The organism is Brooklawnia propionicigenes (assembly GCF_030297015.1).
GTDB classification, from domain to species: domain Bacteria; phylum Actinomycetota; class Actinomycetes; order Propionibacteriales; family Propionibacteriaceae; genus Brooklawnia; species Brooklawnia propionicigenes.
The window spans coordinates 696,992-712,558 of the sequence record NZ_AP028056.1 but is presented as its reverse complement, the minus strand read 5'-3'; the positions used below and the strand labels follow the sequence as shown (position 1 = coordinate 712,558).

At 61.6% G+C, this 15,567-nt stretch carries 11 protein-coding genes; all 11 read right to left on the bottom strand.

The window, feature by feature from the left end; translation table 11 throughout:
- Position 1 precedes the first annotated feature (1 nt).
- The 11 genes from cas6e to QUE25_RS03250 all read right to left on the bottom strand — a co-directional run bounded on the left by cas6e (position 2) and on the right by QUE25_RS03250 (position 15,337).
- Positions 2 to 661: a type I-E CRISPR-associated protein Cas6/Cse3/CasE gene (gene cas6e / locus QUE25_RS03300; RefSeq protein ID WP_286267547.1), complete on the bottom strand. Its 660-nt coding sequence runs from the start codon at positions 659 to 661 to the stop codon at positions 2 to 4.
- Positions 661 to 1,362 (bottom strand): type I-E CRISPR-associated protein Cas5/CasD, encoded by a 702-nt coding sequence (gene cas5e / locus QUE25_RS03295; protein ID WP_286267545.1) that lies wholly within the window; start codon positions 1,360 to 1,362, stop codon positions 661 to 663. The genes cas6e and cas5e overlap by 1 nt, the downstream gene beginning before the upstream one ends.
- Entirely contained in the window at positions 1,362 to 2,486 is a 1,125-nt protein-coding gene (gene cas7e / locus QUE25_RS03290) for a type I-E CRISPR-associated protein Cas7/Cse4/CasC (RefSeq protein WP_286267543.1), read from the bottom strand. Before cas7e ends, cas5e begins: the two co-directional genes overlap by 1 nt.
- Position 2,487: 1 nt before the next feature.
- Positions 2,488 to 3,138, bottom strand: coding sequence for a type I-E CRISPR-associated protein Cse2/CasB (gene casB / locus QUE25_RS03285; protein ID WP_286267541.1), 651 nt, complete (start codon positions 3,136 to 3,138; stop codon positions 2,488 to 2,490).
- Positions 3,135 to 4,736 carry a type I-E CRISPR-associated protein Cse1/CasA gene (casA, locus tag QUE25_RS03280; protein ID WP_286267539.1) on the bottom strand — a complete coding sequence of 534 codons (1,602 nt, stop codon included), beginning with the start codon at positions 4,734 to 4,736 and terminating at the stop codon, positions 3,135 to 3,137. Before casA ends, casB begins: the two co-directional genes overlap by 4 nt.
- Positions 4,733 to 7,549: a CRISPR-associated helicase Cas3' gene (cas3, locus tag QUE25_RS03275; RefSeq protein ID WP_286267537.1), complete on the bottom strand. Its 2,817-nt coding sequence runs from the start codon at positions 7,547 to 7,549 to the stop codon at positions 4,733 to 4,735. The genes casA and cas3 overlap by 4 nt, the downstream gene beginning before the upstream one ends.
- A gap of 355 nt (positions 7,550 to 7,904) precedes the next feature.
- A complete protein-coding gene (gene putP / locus QUE25_RS03270) occupies positions 7,905 to 9,383 on the bottom strand; it encodes a sodium/proline symporter PutP (RefSeq protein WP_286267535.1) in 1,479 nt (492 codons plus the stop codon).
- A gap of 219 nt (positions 9,384 to 9,602) precedes the next feature.
- Entirely contained in the window at positions 9,603 to 10,943 is a 1,341-nt protein-coding gene (gabT, locus tag QUE25_RS03265; protein WP_286267533.1) for a 4-aminobutyrate--2-oxoglutarate transaminase, read from the bottom strand.
- Between the two features lie 9 nt (positions 10,944 to 10,952).
- Positions 10,953 to 12,377, bottom strand: coding sequence for an aminobutyraldehyde dehydrogenase (locus QUE25_RS03260; RefSeq protein ID WP_286267531.1), 1,425 nt, complete (start codon positions 12,375 to 12,377; stop codon positions 10,953 to 10,955).
- A gap of 13 nt (positions 12,378 to 12,390) precedes the next feature.
- A complete protein-coding gene (locus tag QUE25_RS03255) occupies positions 12,391 to 13,767 on the bottom strand; it encodes an aspartate aminotransferase family protein (RefSeq protein ID WP_286267529.1) in 1,377 nt (458 codons plus the stop codon).
- Between the two features lie 34 nt (positions 13,768 to 13,801).
- Positions 13,802 to 15,337 (bottom strand): APC family permease, encoded by a 1,536-nt coding sequence (locus tag QUE25_RS03250; RefSeq protein ID WP_286267527.1) that lies wholly within the window; start codon positions 15,335 to 15,337, stop codon positions 13,802 to 13,804.
- Between the last annotated feature and the right edge of the window lie 230 nt (positions 15,338 to 15,567).

The following is a 15,567-nucleotide window of genomic DNA, read 5'->3' as shown; positions in this document are numbered from 1 at the left end:
GTCACCGTGCCAGCGTGAGCAAGCCACAGCCGTAGGCCTTGGCACGACCGATCCCGTTCGTCAACGCCGATCTGAGCAGATCGGCGTCCATGATCTCCAGAGCACCGGAGAACGAGGCCACCGTTATGGTGACCGGACGACCTTTCCTGCGAAAGGTCTTGATGGTTCGATCGCGAGTAACTAGTTCGGTGATCGGTTCATCTCCTCTGCCGTCGCTGGTGCGAATCCTGAATCCGTTCGCCTCGCATCTATCGAGCAGCCACTGACGTTGCTGAGCTTCCGTGACATGTCCGAAGCGCCGCTTCGCGCCATTCTCCTCGGTAACCACATGCGTAGGGTTCGCTGTCAAACGAAATGCGTATGTTTGGCCTGGATGCAGCTTCTTCAAGAACGGTTCATAGTCAGCTGTCTGCACTGCCGCCCCTTCGCTCCAACCGATCTGACTCTGCAATTCTTCGGCATGAGGGGACCAGGGGCTGACCATGTAGAGCATGATTCGGTTGGCATCCTGGTCCACTCTCCACAGGACTCGCCCTTCTGCCGAAGCGGATTCGTCAGCGGCGCACGCTCTCATAACACATGCATGCATGGCTTGAGGATCAGCGAGCAGCTGACGAGCTTTCCGCCGCATCGGATCGACCTCGATTCGTGTCAGGAACATCATTGCTCCTCAATCAATGCGAAGGGATCGTGCGCCAGCGGCCGTCCGATCTCGTTCACTACCGGCTTGCTGAGTTCTCGGACGATCTCCCGCCACCCATAGTCGCGGTGTCGCACATCGAATGACAGCGGAATGTCATGGACGGAATCGTGGGGAACCTCGCCCGGCAGAGAATCACGCGCGATGGGTAGACGGACCCCCTCGGCCGGCTGAAGCCTACGAAAACGTTCACTCGCTATCCAAGGCTCCGTCCTGAGGACGTCGTCGAACGGCAGATCCCGGAGGCCAACGAGTACACGATCGGACGGGGGGCAGGATCTGCGTCCCAAATAGAGAGGAAAAGTGGGGTGCAGCAGCGCCTCGTAGAGTGCAGACACCAACGATTCGTCACCTTCGACAGCGGCCAGGAATATCGCGTCTGCGAGATAGTAACGGTGAGTGAGCGGCTTTGACTTACCTGTTCGCCAATCAATCTCAGTTTGGAAATCGCGCAGCACTGTCCCTCGCTGGTCAGTTCGGACGCCGAAGCGGAGACCGAGTAGGTCCTCGATCGGATCGGTGCGCCGCCGGCCGTGCGCTGCGGCAAGCAGCCCGAGTACCCCGCTCTTCGTCGGCTCTTCACGTGTGTGTCTGAGATTGAACCGGCTGGTATCTCCCCACGATTGCAGGGGCCCAGCCAGCTTGAGGACCAATGTTGTCATCACAAACCCCGAGTGCGTTCCGAGACCACTTCGCTCGCTTGCCGCGCGAGATCGTCCAGAGACCCGCGCTCAATCTCGTCATGATCGCGCAGAGCCGAGGCAGCATCGCCGACTGCGAGGGCCATCTCCGTGACCGGATGAGTGCCATACGCCTGGTCAATGTCGCGATCGCGTTTGACCAGTCTCGCAGCGGCCTCAGCGACTCGCCCAGCAGTGGTGGAAATCGGCTGTTCAAAGGCACCCACGAGATTGACCGGTTGATCATCACGAATGGACAGCAGGACGAAGTCCGGCAAGGTACGGTTCGCGAAGGTGTTCTGCTTGCCAGTGGGCATTGAGGTGATGAATGCGCGAGTGAACGCTCCGACCGCCCTTGCTGCCGCCTCAGCGCTACCAAGCACGCGGGCAAGCTCGGTCGCGTTGATACTGGCATAGCGATACAACGTCGACGAATTGAACTCGATCGTTCCAATCATTCCGGCGCCCGCGTTCTCGTCCGACTTGTTGTCATCCACGGCAGTGAAATAGTCGAATTCGCTCTCCACGGAGTGCACACTCAGTGCATGAGCGACCTGCGCGCAGGCGTCAACGTTCAAGTCCGGGGCATCTGCGATCATTCGGCCGAAGAGTGCAACGTCAATGGAAACGCCATCAGTGAGAGCCTTCTTCGCATCCTTCTTGGACGGAACTGAATCGGGGTTCGACACAATTAGTTCGGCGAGGGCTCGCATCTGAGGACGGCTGGCGAACAGCAGATAGCCCGTTTGCTCTCTCTCGGTGGTCTCGCCGCCGCTGAGCTTGACTTTCTGAGGCTTAACGTCAATCCCCGCCGCCTTCACTGCCGCTTTGCTCAACTCGACTGCTCGGTCCTTGAGCCCTGGGTTGAGTTCCTTGACGATTTCGGCGATTCGGTCGACCACGAGCAAAGTTCGCTCCCCAAGTTGGTTGGGATCGAGTTCGGTCTTGAACTGCTCACGCACCGCGCGTTTCCAAGCCTGGCTGGATACTCGCGCGCGACGCACCCCACCAAATGTTGCTGTCTTTGGGCTGCCCGTGTCATCGCGGTTGATGTTGCTCGGCGGCACGGTCTGGATGACGTGCAGGTCGACGAAAGTGTTGGTCATATCAGTTCTCTTCCTTGAGTTCATTGGGGTTGTCGTCGTTGGGTGTTGGATCAAGGCGGTACAGGTCACGAGCCCAGCGCAGCCGGACCCCATCCGCCCGCTCGGGTGACTGCAGGCCGGCGAAGTCCTCGGCGAGTCGACCGTAGTCAAGCCCAATTCCTGCCGCTCGCAGCTGCTGGACGAGTCCGCGTGCATGGTGGAGGGTCTCTGGCAGATCGACCGACGTCCCGAGAGCGTGGAATCGACGCATCACAGGTGATGACGGGTCGCTTTCGTCCGGTGATCTCGATAGGCGGCGGACGGCGCGGCCGAGACCCACGCCGTTCAGGTGCATGGGCTCTCGAGCGGACTGCATATGAATTGCGAACAGCGAGAGCGCCGCGTGTGCGGCAACTTCGGCGCGATTCGGTTCGTCACTTCGACCAGCGAGCTCAGGGGGGAATCCGTCGAAGATGGCGCCCCAGGCAAGCACATCACTTCCGAGCGGGCGCCTGACTCCGTTGCGTAGTTGCGCCAGTGTCGCCTTGGCGGCGGCGTTCTGGGCCAAGTAACGCTTCTGCAGTTCGGCGGCCCGTCGGGATATGTACTTACCGAGGTTGGTTCTGGGGAGATCCCACGGGTTAAGTCTTGGTTTGACCGATGGTGTGGTCATGCACTGACTCCTTCTTCGGACGCGGCGTATGGAAGTGCTCTTGCTAGAGATCTGCGAAACCATGAGTCGGCTTGCCCCGTATTGATGACGTGTTCCTGCCTATTCCTGGTGACTTTGCGTCCAACCCACGCGGTGGGGCCTGCCTCTCGCAGATACCCCTCTGCCAGACGCAGTATGCGGTCTCGGGCAGCATCAGTGAACTGCTGCAGCTGGCCTTCGAGATCACCTTCGGGATCGAAGGTGGCTAGCCATGCGCGGAAGTCCGAGTCAGTTTCGGCGAAGCCGCTCCCGCGAGCGGCAGCGGCCGCCGAATCGTAGTCTCCTCCCGCCGCAACTTGCAGGTTGCCAGCCAATGAACCAAGCGCGTTTATTGCCTCGACGGCGCGGGCGACTGCCGAGAAAACGATCTCTTTGGCTGGGAAGCTGTGGGAAGCGGCTAGCCGCACATTGAAGGCGAGTTTGTCGCTGAAGATCTCGTCCCATGAGGCGGACTGAGCGCCATAGGTGACGCCTACGGTTTCGATTTCCGTGAGGTGGTCGTCAGGCAAGACTCGGTTCCCGGCCAGGTCGGCAGACCACTCCAGCACTCGAGCCGGGAGGAATTGGGGATCCTGTTGAAGAACTGGCAGCAGTGCATCCAGGCCGCGCCATAGCTTCTCAGTCGGGTCGAATTGGCGCGGCATGAAGACATCGGTGTTGAACTTCTTCGACTGAGGCACGCTGTGCCGCCAACCAGTCATGACCTCGTGGGCATGCTGGAACTGGTAGTCAATTGGGTCGCCGTTGCACACCAGAACCGAAGACACGTTGCCCTGATCGTTGGTGAAAAGCCGGATCCTTCGTTGAGGCCAGCTGAACAGAGAAACCGGGCCGGTTCCCTGGGCACCCCTGCGAGCTGAGGAAGTCAGCTGAGGAAGCTCCCAGACAGGGAGATCGTCATCCTGGTAGCTGTTCGCCACGAAGTTCAGTAGGAGTGTCTCTCTCAATGAACTTCCTGTGACGGTGATGCCGCCGAGCCATCCGGCCCACCCGTTTCCGATGGGGTAACCTTTACCGCCCTTGACCCGGTCATCGCCCACGGCGCCGGACTTGATACCGGAAATGTCATATGCCTGGCAGTGGATCAGCCATCTGGCAGCTTCGGCGGGCGAAATCGAGCTGTACCCGCGGCGCATGCTGAACAAACCACCCGCGATGGGGCAATCGGGGATGAGCAGGTCTACCGGCTTCGTTTCACCATTGGTCGCCGCCAAGTCGGGGACTTGGAACCAGGGCCGGGTCTTGTCGAAGAGATAGAAATGATCGTGCCACTCTTCGAGGTACTGGTCGATGGCCTGCAGGGGCAACTCGGCGGTGGCCCACAGCTCTGCCCAGTATGCGAGTGGGTCCGCTCGCGCAGATCCCTCAACTGCGCGGTACAGGACAGCGAGCAGAATCCGCAGCACTGCGAAGTCTTGGGAGGGCAGCTCTCCTGATAGTCGTCTGAGTTCATGAGCCCGCGCGAACGCGGTGTGCATGGAGACCGTCTCGGTGTCGCCATTGACGTTTCTTACGATGAGCCAGGGGTCGTCGATCAAGTTGAAGCGGGGTGGTGTCATTCCTGACTTCCCTTCGTGACTAGTAGTCCGAGTTCATGGTCATGGAGCAAGGTGTAGTTGTCGAGTTCGCGAGTAAGGTCCTCGTCGAGGATCAGGGGGAGTTCTCCTTTGAGCCACGGTGATTCTTGCCATGTCGCGAAACCATCTTCTTCCAGAGCACTGACAATTCTGTCGCCGAGTGATCCCTGAGCCATCCAGGAAGGCAGCTTCACGGTGCAGCGGGCCACGGCTCTCGCCAGACTCGGGCGGATCTGAGTGCCGAGGTCGATCTGTTCATTCCCATATTCGTCAAGCCATGGGAGAGAGCGGATCCGGCCATCCCGTCCGCGGACGACGACTACCGCTTCAATGGTGTTTGCCGTGTCCCGAACCGCTTGGATGGCTGACTCTTCATCTTTCTCGGGCGCCTGCAACACGGCCCACCCCAGTAAGGGCGCTTTGGCATGGGAGGGTGGCTCAACACAGCCCTGCTTTGCGCGCTTGCGCAAGTCTTTCAGGTCTAGTTCCGCTTTCATTTCTGCGGCCGTCCACTTGTCTTCCCAACCGACGGGCACCGAGAGTCCCGGGTCGTATGCCTCGCGGACGAGCGGCGCGACGTCGTCGGGGCTAGTCAGCCCCTTGTGTTTCGCGAGGTGTGATTCGAGAACAGCCATGCTGCGGAGCAGCAGTGATTGTCCGTACACTCTCTGGGAGCCCTCCACGAACTCCGGCGCTGCGCCGTCGCGATGAGCGAACCCGGTGATGGTCACCCTCGCTTCGCGCATGGCAACCGGACGAGTCTCCGGTGGGCGATCATGTCGGTGCAAGCGCCCCATGCGTTGGATCAGGGCGTCAATCGGGGCCATGTCGGTGAACATCGCATCAAAATCCAGGTCGAGGGATTGCTCGAGCACCTGTGTTGACACAACAACAAGCCTCTTGGGCCGATGACTGCCACCAGGACCGAGAAGCTCCACAAGATGACCTTCCTTGGCCAAACGGTCCGTGGCGATGAATCGCGAATGAAGCAATACGACGTCACCTCCCAGCGCAGGCTTCAGGAGCCGGTAAGTCTGTTGAGCACGATCCACTGTGTTGTGAATGACGGCGACGCATCCGCCTTCTTCCACCGACTCCAAGATCTGTGCGGTGAGAGACTGAGGATCCTCGTCCAGCATCGTCACGCGTGTTGCCCGGGTGCGTTCGGAGGGGGGTGTAGGCCGGGGCGGGGAGGCGAGGTCGGTGGTGGTGAGCAGCGGGTAGCCTGCGGCTTCGCGGGCCATTTCAGCAGTGTGCTCCCTATCATCGCGTTGATCTCCGCGGCCATTCTGATAGGCCGAGAGCATCTCGGCGCGACGGGCCGGAGGTAGCGTCGCAGATAGCGCGATGACTGGTACGCCGAGCGCGCCAAGCCACTCCAATGCCCGGTCGAGATAGACAGACATGTATTGGTCGGCCGCGTGGACCTCATCCAAGATGACCACTTTCCCAGCCATGCCCAGATGCCTCAGCATCAGATGGCGCGATGTGAGCGCCGAAAGTAGCACTTGATCGATTGTTCCGACGACGAAGTCCGCAAGTGCCGCCTTCTTCCGCCCGGATAGCCACCAGTGCGCACGCAGTCCGGATTGGCTTACTCGGTAGCCATCTTCGTCGTGCACTGACGTGATCTTGGGTTCTCGCAGTCGCTGGAACTCGTCATTGAATTGAGCCTTGCCATGGCACAGCGCAATGCTGGCAGCATCCGTGTTCGGCACAGACTTCTGCAGCCAATGCTGCGCTCGAGTGAACATGGCATTGGAGGTTGCCTGTGTCGGAAGCGCAATGAGGGCTCCTCCACAACCGAACTTCGCGGCGAGGATCTCGGCCGCGGAGAAGGCGGCCTCGGTCTTTCCCTCGCCGGTGGGAGCTTCAATGATGATCAGTCCTGGACGCGACATCTCGCGCGCGATCCGCATGGCAGCTCGCTGGGCCGGTCGGATATCGGCGTTCTCAGGTAAATCAAACCGCTCCTCGAAGAGTCGAATGTCGTTGTCCGGAGGAACTGGGTGCCACGGCTCGGGAAGACTCAGTTCCATTAGTGCTCGCCTGGCTCGCTGTTCAGGAGTGAGGTCCGTGACGTATGGGAAGAAATCGGCATTTGATGCGATCCAGTCGCAGACGATCACGAATGCGGTCAGGACAAGCTGACTTGGCTGGTCGAGTCCTTCGGTGGCCAGCCAGCGTAGTTCATCCTCGCTCAACCCCGATGTCTTGAGCGCCGCGTCTAGCAGGGCATCTCTTGTGTCTATCCAGATCTGGTCAGGGCCGGCGAGCCTGCTGCGTATATCGCCTTGGCCTTGGGAGGGGTAAACCCCGTGGTGGCCACCCAGAATGATCGCGAGCGTCTTCGCCCTTGCTGTTGTGCGGAGATCGAACTTGCGCTTGAGCCAGTTCTCGAGGTGTAGATAGGAGACCGTCGAATGAGGCATGCTACGTCGTTCACTGTCTGTGACCGTCGTCGGGAAGGTGAAGCCGACCTGCCTCATTCGATCGGCGAGCGCGGGCACCTGTACGGCGAACGCCGGGCTCGCTTTGCCAATGTCGTGTGAGGCGGCGAGGAAGATGGCTAGGCGATGCGCCAGGCCCTCGGCGACCCCCGAATTGCTCGATTCAGAAAGACAGCGTTCCACGACGTGGCGACTTGAGGGGGCCATGTGGTCATTCCAGTAAATGCGTGCCACTTCGGCTGTGTCAGCGCAGTGCTGGACTAGCGGCATCCACGCATCTGTCTCTCGGTCTGACTTGGCCCAGACTTCGGAAACTGTCGCACCGAGACGGTAGAACGGACTCATCAGAAGCCTCCTCAAGAAGAAGGTAGTTGCGGCAAAGGCAGTTGTCAATGGTGTAACCCTCCTCCCTAACCCCTGCTCCCAGAAACAAATTGATCATCTGCTGGCGGGGCTCATCATGGTGCCGTGGGGAGGTGACGTTGCATGCTGGGAGAGGGCAGCCCTCGCCTTGTACGGCGCTGGCCGCCCTTCTTGCCCCGCTAGCGCGGGGATCACTCCGCCTGCTCCGAGTAACAACGGATCATCCCAGCTCGCGCCGGGAGTATGTCCAGTCTGCCGTCTGCGTGACGAAGATCAAGTTTGCCTTGACGGAGCCCCTTGCCCTTGGCGGCGTCTAGCGCCGCTGGGCCAAGCCCCCTCAGAACGCCCGAGCCGCCGCCAACTCAGCCGCCTCGTCGAACTCGGTATCGATATCAGGCGCCTTCGTCAGCAGCGACACCACGACCGCGACAATGACGTTCACGATGAACCCCGGAACGATCTCATACAGCGCGCTCCACGAGCTGTAGTGCCACACGAACACGGTCACGGCGGCGCTCAGCATGCCCGCGATCGTGCCCGGCGTGGTCAGCCGCTTCCAGAACAGCGACAGCAGAATGATCGGCCCGAAGCTGGCACCGAAGCCGGCCCAGGCGAACGCCACCAGCTTGAGGATGGTGTTGTTCTGCGTCCAGGCCAGCGCCATCGCGATGATGGCCACCACGAAGACTCCGCCGCGGCCCAGCCAGACCTGAAGGCGTGGGCTCAGCTCACGCTTCAGCCCGATCTTGGTGAGGTCCTCGACCAGGGCCGACGAGCACACGATCAGCTGCGACGACACCGTCGACATGATCGCGGCCAGCACCGCCGCGAGCACGAACCCGGCGATGAACGGGTGGAACATGAGCTGCGCCATCGCCAGGAAGACTGCCTCGGGATTGTCCAAGGTGAGGTCAGGATGCTGAGTGAAGTAGGCCAGCCCGGTCAGCCCGGTGAACACAGCGCCCACCAGCGACACGATCATCCAGCCGATGCCGATGCGGCGCCCGGCTGTCGCGTCCGCAGCCGAACGCAGCGCCATGAAACGCACGATGATGTGCGGCTGCCCGAAATAGCCCAGCCCCCACGCCAAGCCGGACACCACGACGACAACCGATGTCCCGGCGAACAGTGAGAACGCGTGCGGATTCACCTGGGTGACCGTATCCACCATGGCCGCAGGACCGCCCACATGGATGAGCCCGAGAATCGGCACCAGCAGCAGCGCCACCATCATCAGCAGGCCCTGCATCATGTCGGTATACGACGCTCCGAGAAACCCGCCGAACAAGGTGTAGGCGACCGTCACCCCGGCCACCAGCAACATGCCCAGGTGATAGCTCGAGCCGAACGAGTTCTCGAAGAAGACCCCGCCTGCCACCATGCCGCTCGAAACATAGAACGTGAAGAACACCAGGATCAGCGAACCCGCAATCACCCGCAGCATGCGGGAGCGATCCTTGAGACGATTCTCCAGGAATGACGGAATGGTGATCGAATTCTGGGCGATCTCGGTGTAGGTGCGCAGCCGCGGTGCCACGAATTTCCAGTTCAGCCATCCGCCGGCAGTCAGGCCGATCGCGATCCAGGCATCGGCGAGCCCTGTCACATACAAGGCGCCCGGCAGGCCCATCATCAGCCACCCTGACATGTCCGATGCCCCAGCGCTCAACGCGGCAACAGTCGGCGACAGGTTGCGTCCACCGAGCATGTAGTCGCTGAGATCATTGGTTCTCCGGTTGGCCCAAAAACCAATGGCGAGCATCGCGGCGAAATAGATCATGATCGCGACGAGCGTGAATATGTTGCCAGAGTCCACGGCAGTCTCCTTGTTCTCGGCTACCGGAACGGCGCCACCGAAGAATCTATCGTTGCCTGGCGACGTCCGACACCTCGGACCAATTGTTCGTTTCGAAATCGTGCAGTTGCGCGGAGGTCGACGCAGTGCGACCGTATCCGGCCCGGTCACTTCAACACCGGGCCGGATACGGCAGTAGCTGCTCAGCGAATCCCCTCGGACGAGGGCACCCGCAGCAGGCTATGAGTGCTGCTGAATTGCCTCGGCGAGTACCTCCAGCCCATCGCGCAGCAACTCTTCCCCAATCACCAACGGTGGCAGGAGACGCACGATGTTGCCCCAGGTGCCGCATGTGAGCACCAGCACCCCTTGAGCCAGGCAGGTCGCAGCGACTGCCTTGGCTACTGCCGGATTCGGTTCCCAGGTGCCGGGCTTGACGAACTCGATTGCCTGCATGGCGCCACGGCCACGTAGCTCGCCGACCGTAGCCACCGACCCGAGAAGCGGACCCAGCACCTCGGTGATGATCTCCCCGATGCGCAATGCGCGGTCTGCCAGCTTCAAGTCGGTCATGGTCTCGATCGCAGCGACTGCGGCAGCGCACGCTATGGGATTGCCGCCGTAGGTCCCTCCCAGCCCACCGGGTTGCACCGCATCCATCAGCTCAGCGCGTCCGGTGACCGCCGACAGCGGCAGCCCGCCCGCGATGCCCTTGGCGGTGCAGATCAGATCTGGCTCGACGCCCTCGTACTCGCAGGCGAACCAGCGTCCGGTTCGGCAGAATCCGGTCTGTACCTCGTCGGCGATCAGGACGACGTCGTTGGCACGACACCACGCTGCCAGCGTGGGCAGGAACCCCTCGCTTGGGACGATGAAGCCGCCCTCACCCTGGATCGGCTCGATCAAGATGCTGGACAGATGGTCTGCGCCGATCTGGATCTCGATCTGATTGATCGCACGCAGCGCAGCTTCCACGCCACCGATGGGGGCCGGCTCACGGAACGGGTAGTTCATCGGCATCCGGTAGACCTCGCCAGGGAATGGCCCGAACCCGGACTTATAGGGTGCCTGCTTCGCCGTGAGTGCCATCGCCAGCGCCGTCCGGCCATGATAGGCGTGATCGAAACAGACCACTGCGTCACGACCAGTCGCCCGGCGGGCGATCTTCACCGCGTTCTCCACGGCCTCCGATCCCGAGTTGAACAACGCCGACTTCTTCGCGAAGGTGCCGGGGGTCTTCGCCGCCAGCAACTCGCAAACCCGGACATACGACTCGTACGGGCTGACCATGAAACAGGTGTGGGTAAAGTTGGCTGCTGCCTGGGCGACCGCGGCCACGACGGCCGGGGCCGAAGCCCCGACGGTCGTGACCGCGATACCCGCGCCCAGATCGATCAGCTGATTGCCGTCAGCATCCACCAGGATGCCGCCATCCGCGCCCACCACATAGCACGGCGACGAGGATGCGACCCCTGCACTGACCACCGCATCGCGGCGTCCGGCCAGGGATAGCGAGACCGGGCCAGGCAATGCGGTGACGATCCTGCGTTGTTGCGGTAGCCGATAAGAAGGCTCACTCATTTTTCTGCTTCACTCCATCGAACTCATGACGTGCTTAATCCGGGTGTACTCTTCCACGGCATAGATGGACAGGTCTTTGCCGTAGCCAGAGTGCTTGAAGCCACCGTGTGGGAACTCGGCCACCAGTGGGATGTGCGTGTTGATCCACACGCATCCGTAGTCGAGGGCTGCCGACGCGCGCAGCGCGCGGGCATGGTCTGTCGTCCACACGCTGGAAGCCAAGCCGAACTCGACCCCGTTCGCGTATTCGTAGGCCTGGTTCTCATCGGCGAAGGTCTGCACGGTGATCACCGGACCGAAGATCTCGGATTGGGTAATCTCGTCGTCCTGCCGCGCCCCGTCAAGCACCGTCGGAGCGAAGAAATAGCCCGCCCGGTCCACTCGCGAACCGCCCGTGACGATCTCGACATGAGCCGGCAGCCGGTCGATGAAGCCCTGCACCGATGAGAGTTGCCGAGCGGAGTTGAGCGGGCCGAACAGCAGGTCCGGTTCGTCCGGATTGCCGTACTTCGCCTCTTCGGCGGCGGCCTTCAGCTTGGCCACGAACTCGTCGTGTACTTGCTCGTCGACCAGCACCCGACAGGCGGCGGTGCAGTCCTGGCCGGCGTTGAAGTACCCAGCGGTGGCGATGCCAGTTGCCGCGGCCTCCAGGTTCGCGTCGGCGAAGACCACGCAGGGTGCTTTGCCGCCCAGCTCCAGATGCTGCTGGGTGAGATTCGGAGCGCCGGCCTGGGCGACCTCGATGCCGGCCTTCACCGATCCTGTGATCGACACCAGCCCGGGGACCGGTGAGGAGGTGATGAGGTTGCCGGTGGTGTAGTTGCCGAGCACCACGTTGAAGGTGCCGGGCGGTAGGAACTCACCGCAGATCCCGGCAAGAACGAGCGTCGACTCCGGAGTGGTGGACGCAGGCTTGAGCACGATGGTGTTTCCTGCTGCCAGCGCCGGGCCGATCTTCCAGATGGCCATCATCAAGGGGTAGTTCCACGGAGTGATCTGTCCGACGACCCCGATCGGCTCGCGACGCAGCACGGAGTTGAGGCCGTCGGCGTACTCCCCGGACGCGGTGCCGGACATGATTCGGGCGGCGCCGGCAAAGAAACGCAACTGATCGGCGCCCACCGTCACCTCCTCGGAGGCGATCAGCTCTTTGGGCTGGCCGGTATTGCGGGCCTGAGCTTCGACCAGTTCGGACGAGTGGGCCTCCACCGCATCGGCGATCTTGAGCAGCGCCAACTGGCGGTCCTTGGGCAGCATCCGCCCCCAGGTCGCTTTCGCGGCCACTGCCGCCGAATAGGCAGCATCCACGTCGGCAGCGAGCCCGACCGGCATCTGGGCGACCACTTCCTCGGTGGCCGGGTTCATGACATCGACCAGTTGTGTGCCGGTGGAGGCAACGAATTCGCCGGCTATGTAGTTCTGCAGAACAGTCATCGTGATCCCATCGTCAGCGGGTGATCGTGTGAGCGAACTCGGTGAAACACTCCAGGTATGCGTCCACAGCCTTGTCGTCGTGAACCACCGAAAGCGTCCACTCCTCCTCGCGTCCCGGGGTCATGAAGATCTTCCGGTTCATGTTGAACAGCCAGGCCAGCTCCGTGAGCGCGACATCCTGAGTCGCCTTGTACGACTCGTAGTCGACGATCTTGGACGGTGAGAAGGTCACACAGCCCTTCGAGCCGATGCCCACCGCGTATCCGGGCAGGTTGTACTCGGCGATGATCGCCTCCGAGCCGGTCAGCAGCCGCTCGTTGAGGTAGTCGAGATGCTGGTAGGCCTGCGGGGTGAGCACCTTCTCGAGGTTGGCTCGCGCCGCCGCCATCGACAGTGGATTGCCGGAGTAGGTACCCACCTGGTAGACGGTGTGGTCTTCGACAACTCGCATCACCTCGTCGCTGCCGCCGATAGCCCCGGTGGGCAGTCCGCCGCCAAGAGACTTCGCCATGGTCACCAGATCGGGCTTCACTCCGAAGTACTCCGTGGCTCCGCCGGCAGCGATGGTCAGACCGGTCTTCACTTCGTCGAAGATCAAGACGATGCCGTACTTGTTGGTGATCTCACGGACGGCCTCCAGATAGCCCGGTTCCGGCAGCACGACACCGAGGTTCATCATGGCCGGCTCGAGGATCACGCAGGAAGGCTTTCGTCCTTGCGCATCGAGTTCGATGATGCGGCGCTCCATGGCGCCCGCATCGTTGAACGGCACCGGAATAGTCATCTCGACCGTCGCCTGCGGGATTCCGCCGCCGTACGGCAGGGATGCGTAGTGCTCACGGTCGCCGATTTCATCGTAGGGAACTCCGATCGAGACCATCACGGTGTCGTGGTGGCCGTGGTACGAGCCGAAGATCTTCATCACCGTGTCGCGACCGGTGTAGGCGCGGGCGATACGGATGGCATCCATGGTCGATTCGGATCCGGAGTTGGTGAAGCGCCACTTCGGTAGCCCCCAGCGCTCCGCGAGCAGCTCCGCTACGACGATGCCGTCCTCGGTAGCCGCTCCGAAATGGGTGCCCAGCGGGAATCGCTTGGCGACAGCCGCACCGATGGCCGGGTTGTTGTGTCCCTGGACCATCGCGCCGAAACCGTTGTGGAAGTCGAAATACTCGTTGCCGTCCACGTCGTAGATGTACTGCCCATCGCCGCGCTCAATGTAGATAGGCCACGGGTCACGCAGTTGGTAGCTGGACGCCACTCCACCCGCCAGGTGCTTCTCTGCGCGCTCCAGCATGTGCTTGGACGCTTGAGTGTTCGCGTCCAGGCGCTCTTCTTCCAGCCGGGTGAGTTCTGCAATCCTGGTGGGATCGATAGTTGCGAACGCCATTACAATTCTCCTTCGATTGATTTGTACAGGTCCATCAGTTTTCAGGGTCGATTTGATCGATCAGGTCACCCATGACCAGATCGTCTGCGGGATCGACCGATGTTCCCCGGTGAATTATCTCGCCGCGGAAAAAGCCTGGGTTGCGGATTGCCGAGATCACCATCAAGACGACCCCGACACCCAGCAAGACCAGACCGAGCACAAAGACCAGACCCACACCGCCAATCGAGGATCCGGAGCCGAACTCGGGATCCATCGAGTCACGCCAGGTCTGGAAGAAAAAGCCGAGCAGCATCAAGCCGCCCAGCAGCGGAGCACAGAATTTCGTGACGAAGTTCTTCGCGTTGACGAAGGCTTCCTTGCGGAAGTAGAAGACCGCGGCGAGCGCGGTCAAACCGTAGTAGAAGCAGACCATCATGCCGAGTGCGGCGATGGTGTCCCACAGCACGTTCTCGGACAGGAAACGCATCATGGCGTAGAACGCGCCAGAGACGACCGCCGCCGTGATGGTCGCGAAAGACGGCGTCCGGAAGGTCGGGGAAACTCGCGCGAATCGGGCAGGCAAGGCCTTGTAGTACCCCATCGCAAGCATCGTGCGGGCGGGGGAGGCGAAGGTCGACTGCAGTGACGCGATCGAGGAAGCCAGCACTGCCAGACTCATCAGGATTCCGAACGGACCCATGACCGGGCCGGCGAGCGCAGCGAAGATGTTCTCCTGGACGTCGGGGTTGGTCAAGCCGAGCCCTTCGCTGCCGATCCCGGCGAAGGACAAAGTGGAAATAGCAATCAACAAATACAGGGCCAGGATCGTGAATATCGTGCCGGTGGCAGCCCGTCCCGGGGTCACGGCTGCGCCCTTGGTCTCTTCATTGAGGGTCAGCACGACATCCCAGCCCCAGAAGATGAACACGGACAGCGAAATACCCGCCGCAAATGCCGACCAGGTAGGAATCTCGGCCGGATTGAACCACGCCAGAGTCGGGGTTTGGGCGTCGAAGGCAGTGCCGTTGACCACATGGTTAATCGCCAGCACCGAATACAGCACCAGCACCGTCACCTGGAATCCGACCAGGATGTATTGCACCCGTTGGGTGGCATCGAGCCCGCGGTACGCGATATATGACGCAATCGCGACGAAGACCAGGCAGGTGACAATGTTCAGCGGCACATTCCGGGTCAGATCTGCCAGCGCAGCATTACCCGTGAGCTGGGAAAGCATCAAGTAGAAGAAATCGACCGCGATACCGGCCAGATTCGACAACACCAGAACCGTCGAGATCAGCAAACCCCAGCCGCCAAGCCAACCCAGCCACGGGCCGAAGGCTTTCGTACACCAGGTGAATGTGGTCCCCGAGTCGGGCATGGCCTTGTTGAGCTCGCGGTACCCGATTGCGACCAGCACCATCGGAATGAAACCGGCCAAGAAGATCGCCGGCAACTGGTAGCCAACCGCTCCAGTGGTCGGGCCGAGTGCGCCGGACAATGTGTAGGCGGGCGCGATGCAGGATACTCCCAGCACGATCGCGCCGAGTAGCCCGATCTTGCCTGCGGCGAGTCCCTTCCCAGTCACCTCCGCCGCACCTTCTTGGTGTCTTATCGAATCAATTGTCATCGGGTTATCTCCGTTCCGGCACGGCGCGCGGGCACCACATAGTGGCGATGGGTGCGATGTGGACCAGACCTGATAGCACGACGGTCTCCTGATGCGCTCGGGGCGGCGTGCGTCGCACGCCTCCGCCGGCCTGGCGCGGGAGAATCCATCAGATCGGGCTCCCAACCGGCCTGGCGTCGGGGTCCGAA

Coding starts and splice junctions, on each gene's coding strand:
- gabT (WP_286267533.1), bottom strand. CDS start 10,943: ATGAGTGAGCCTTCTTATCGGCTACCGCAACAACGCAGGATCGTCACC.
- cas7e (WP_286267543.1), bottom strand. CDS start 2,486: ATGACCAACACTTTCGTCGACCTGCACGTCATCCAGACCGTGCCGCCG.
- cas6e (WP_286267547.1), bottom strand. CDS start 661: ATGTTCCTGACACGAATCGAGGTCGATCCGATGCGGCGGAAAGCTCGT.
- casA (WP_286267539.1), bottom strand. CDS start 4,736: ATGACACCACCCCGCTTCAACTTGATCGACGACCCCTGGCTCATCGTA.
- casB (WP_286267541.1), bottom strand. CDS start 3,138: ATGACCACACCATCGGTCAAACCAAGACTTAACCCGTGGGATCTCCCC.
- cas3 (WP_286267537.1), bottom strand. CDS start 7,549: ATGAGTCCGTTCTACCGTCTCGGTGCGACAGTTTCCGAAGTCTGGGCC.
- cas5e (WP_286267545.1), bottom strand. CDS start 1,362: ATGACAACATTGGTCCTCAAGCTGGCTGGGCCCCTGCAATCGTGGGGA.
- QUE25_RS03260 (WP_286267531.1), bottom strand. CDS start 12,377: ATGACTGTTCTGCAGAACTACATAGCCGGCGAATTCGTTGCCTCCACC.
- QUE25_RS03255 (WP_286267529.1), bottom strand. CDS start 13,767: ATGGCGTTCGCAACTATCGATCCCACCAGGATTGCAGAACTCACCCGG.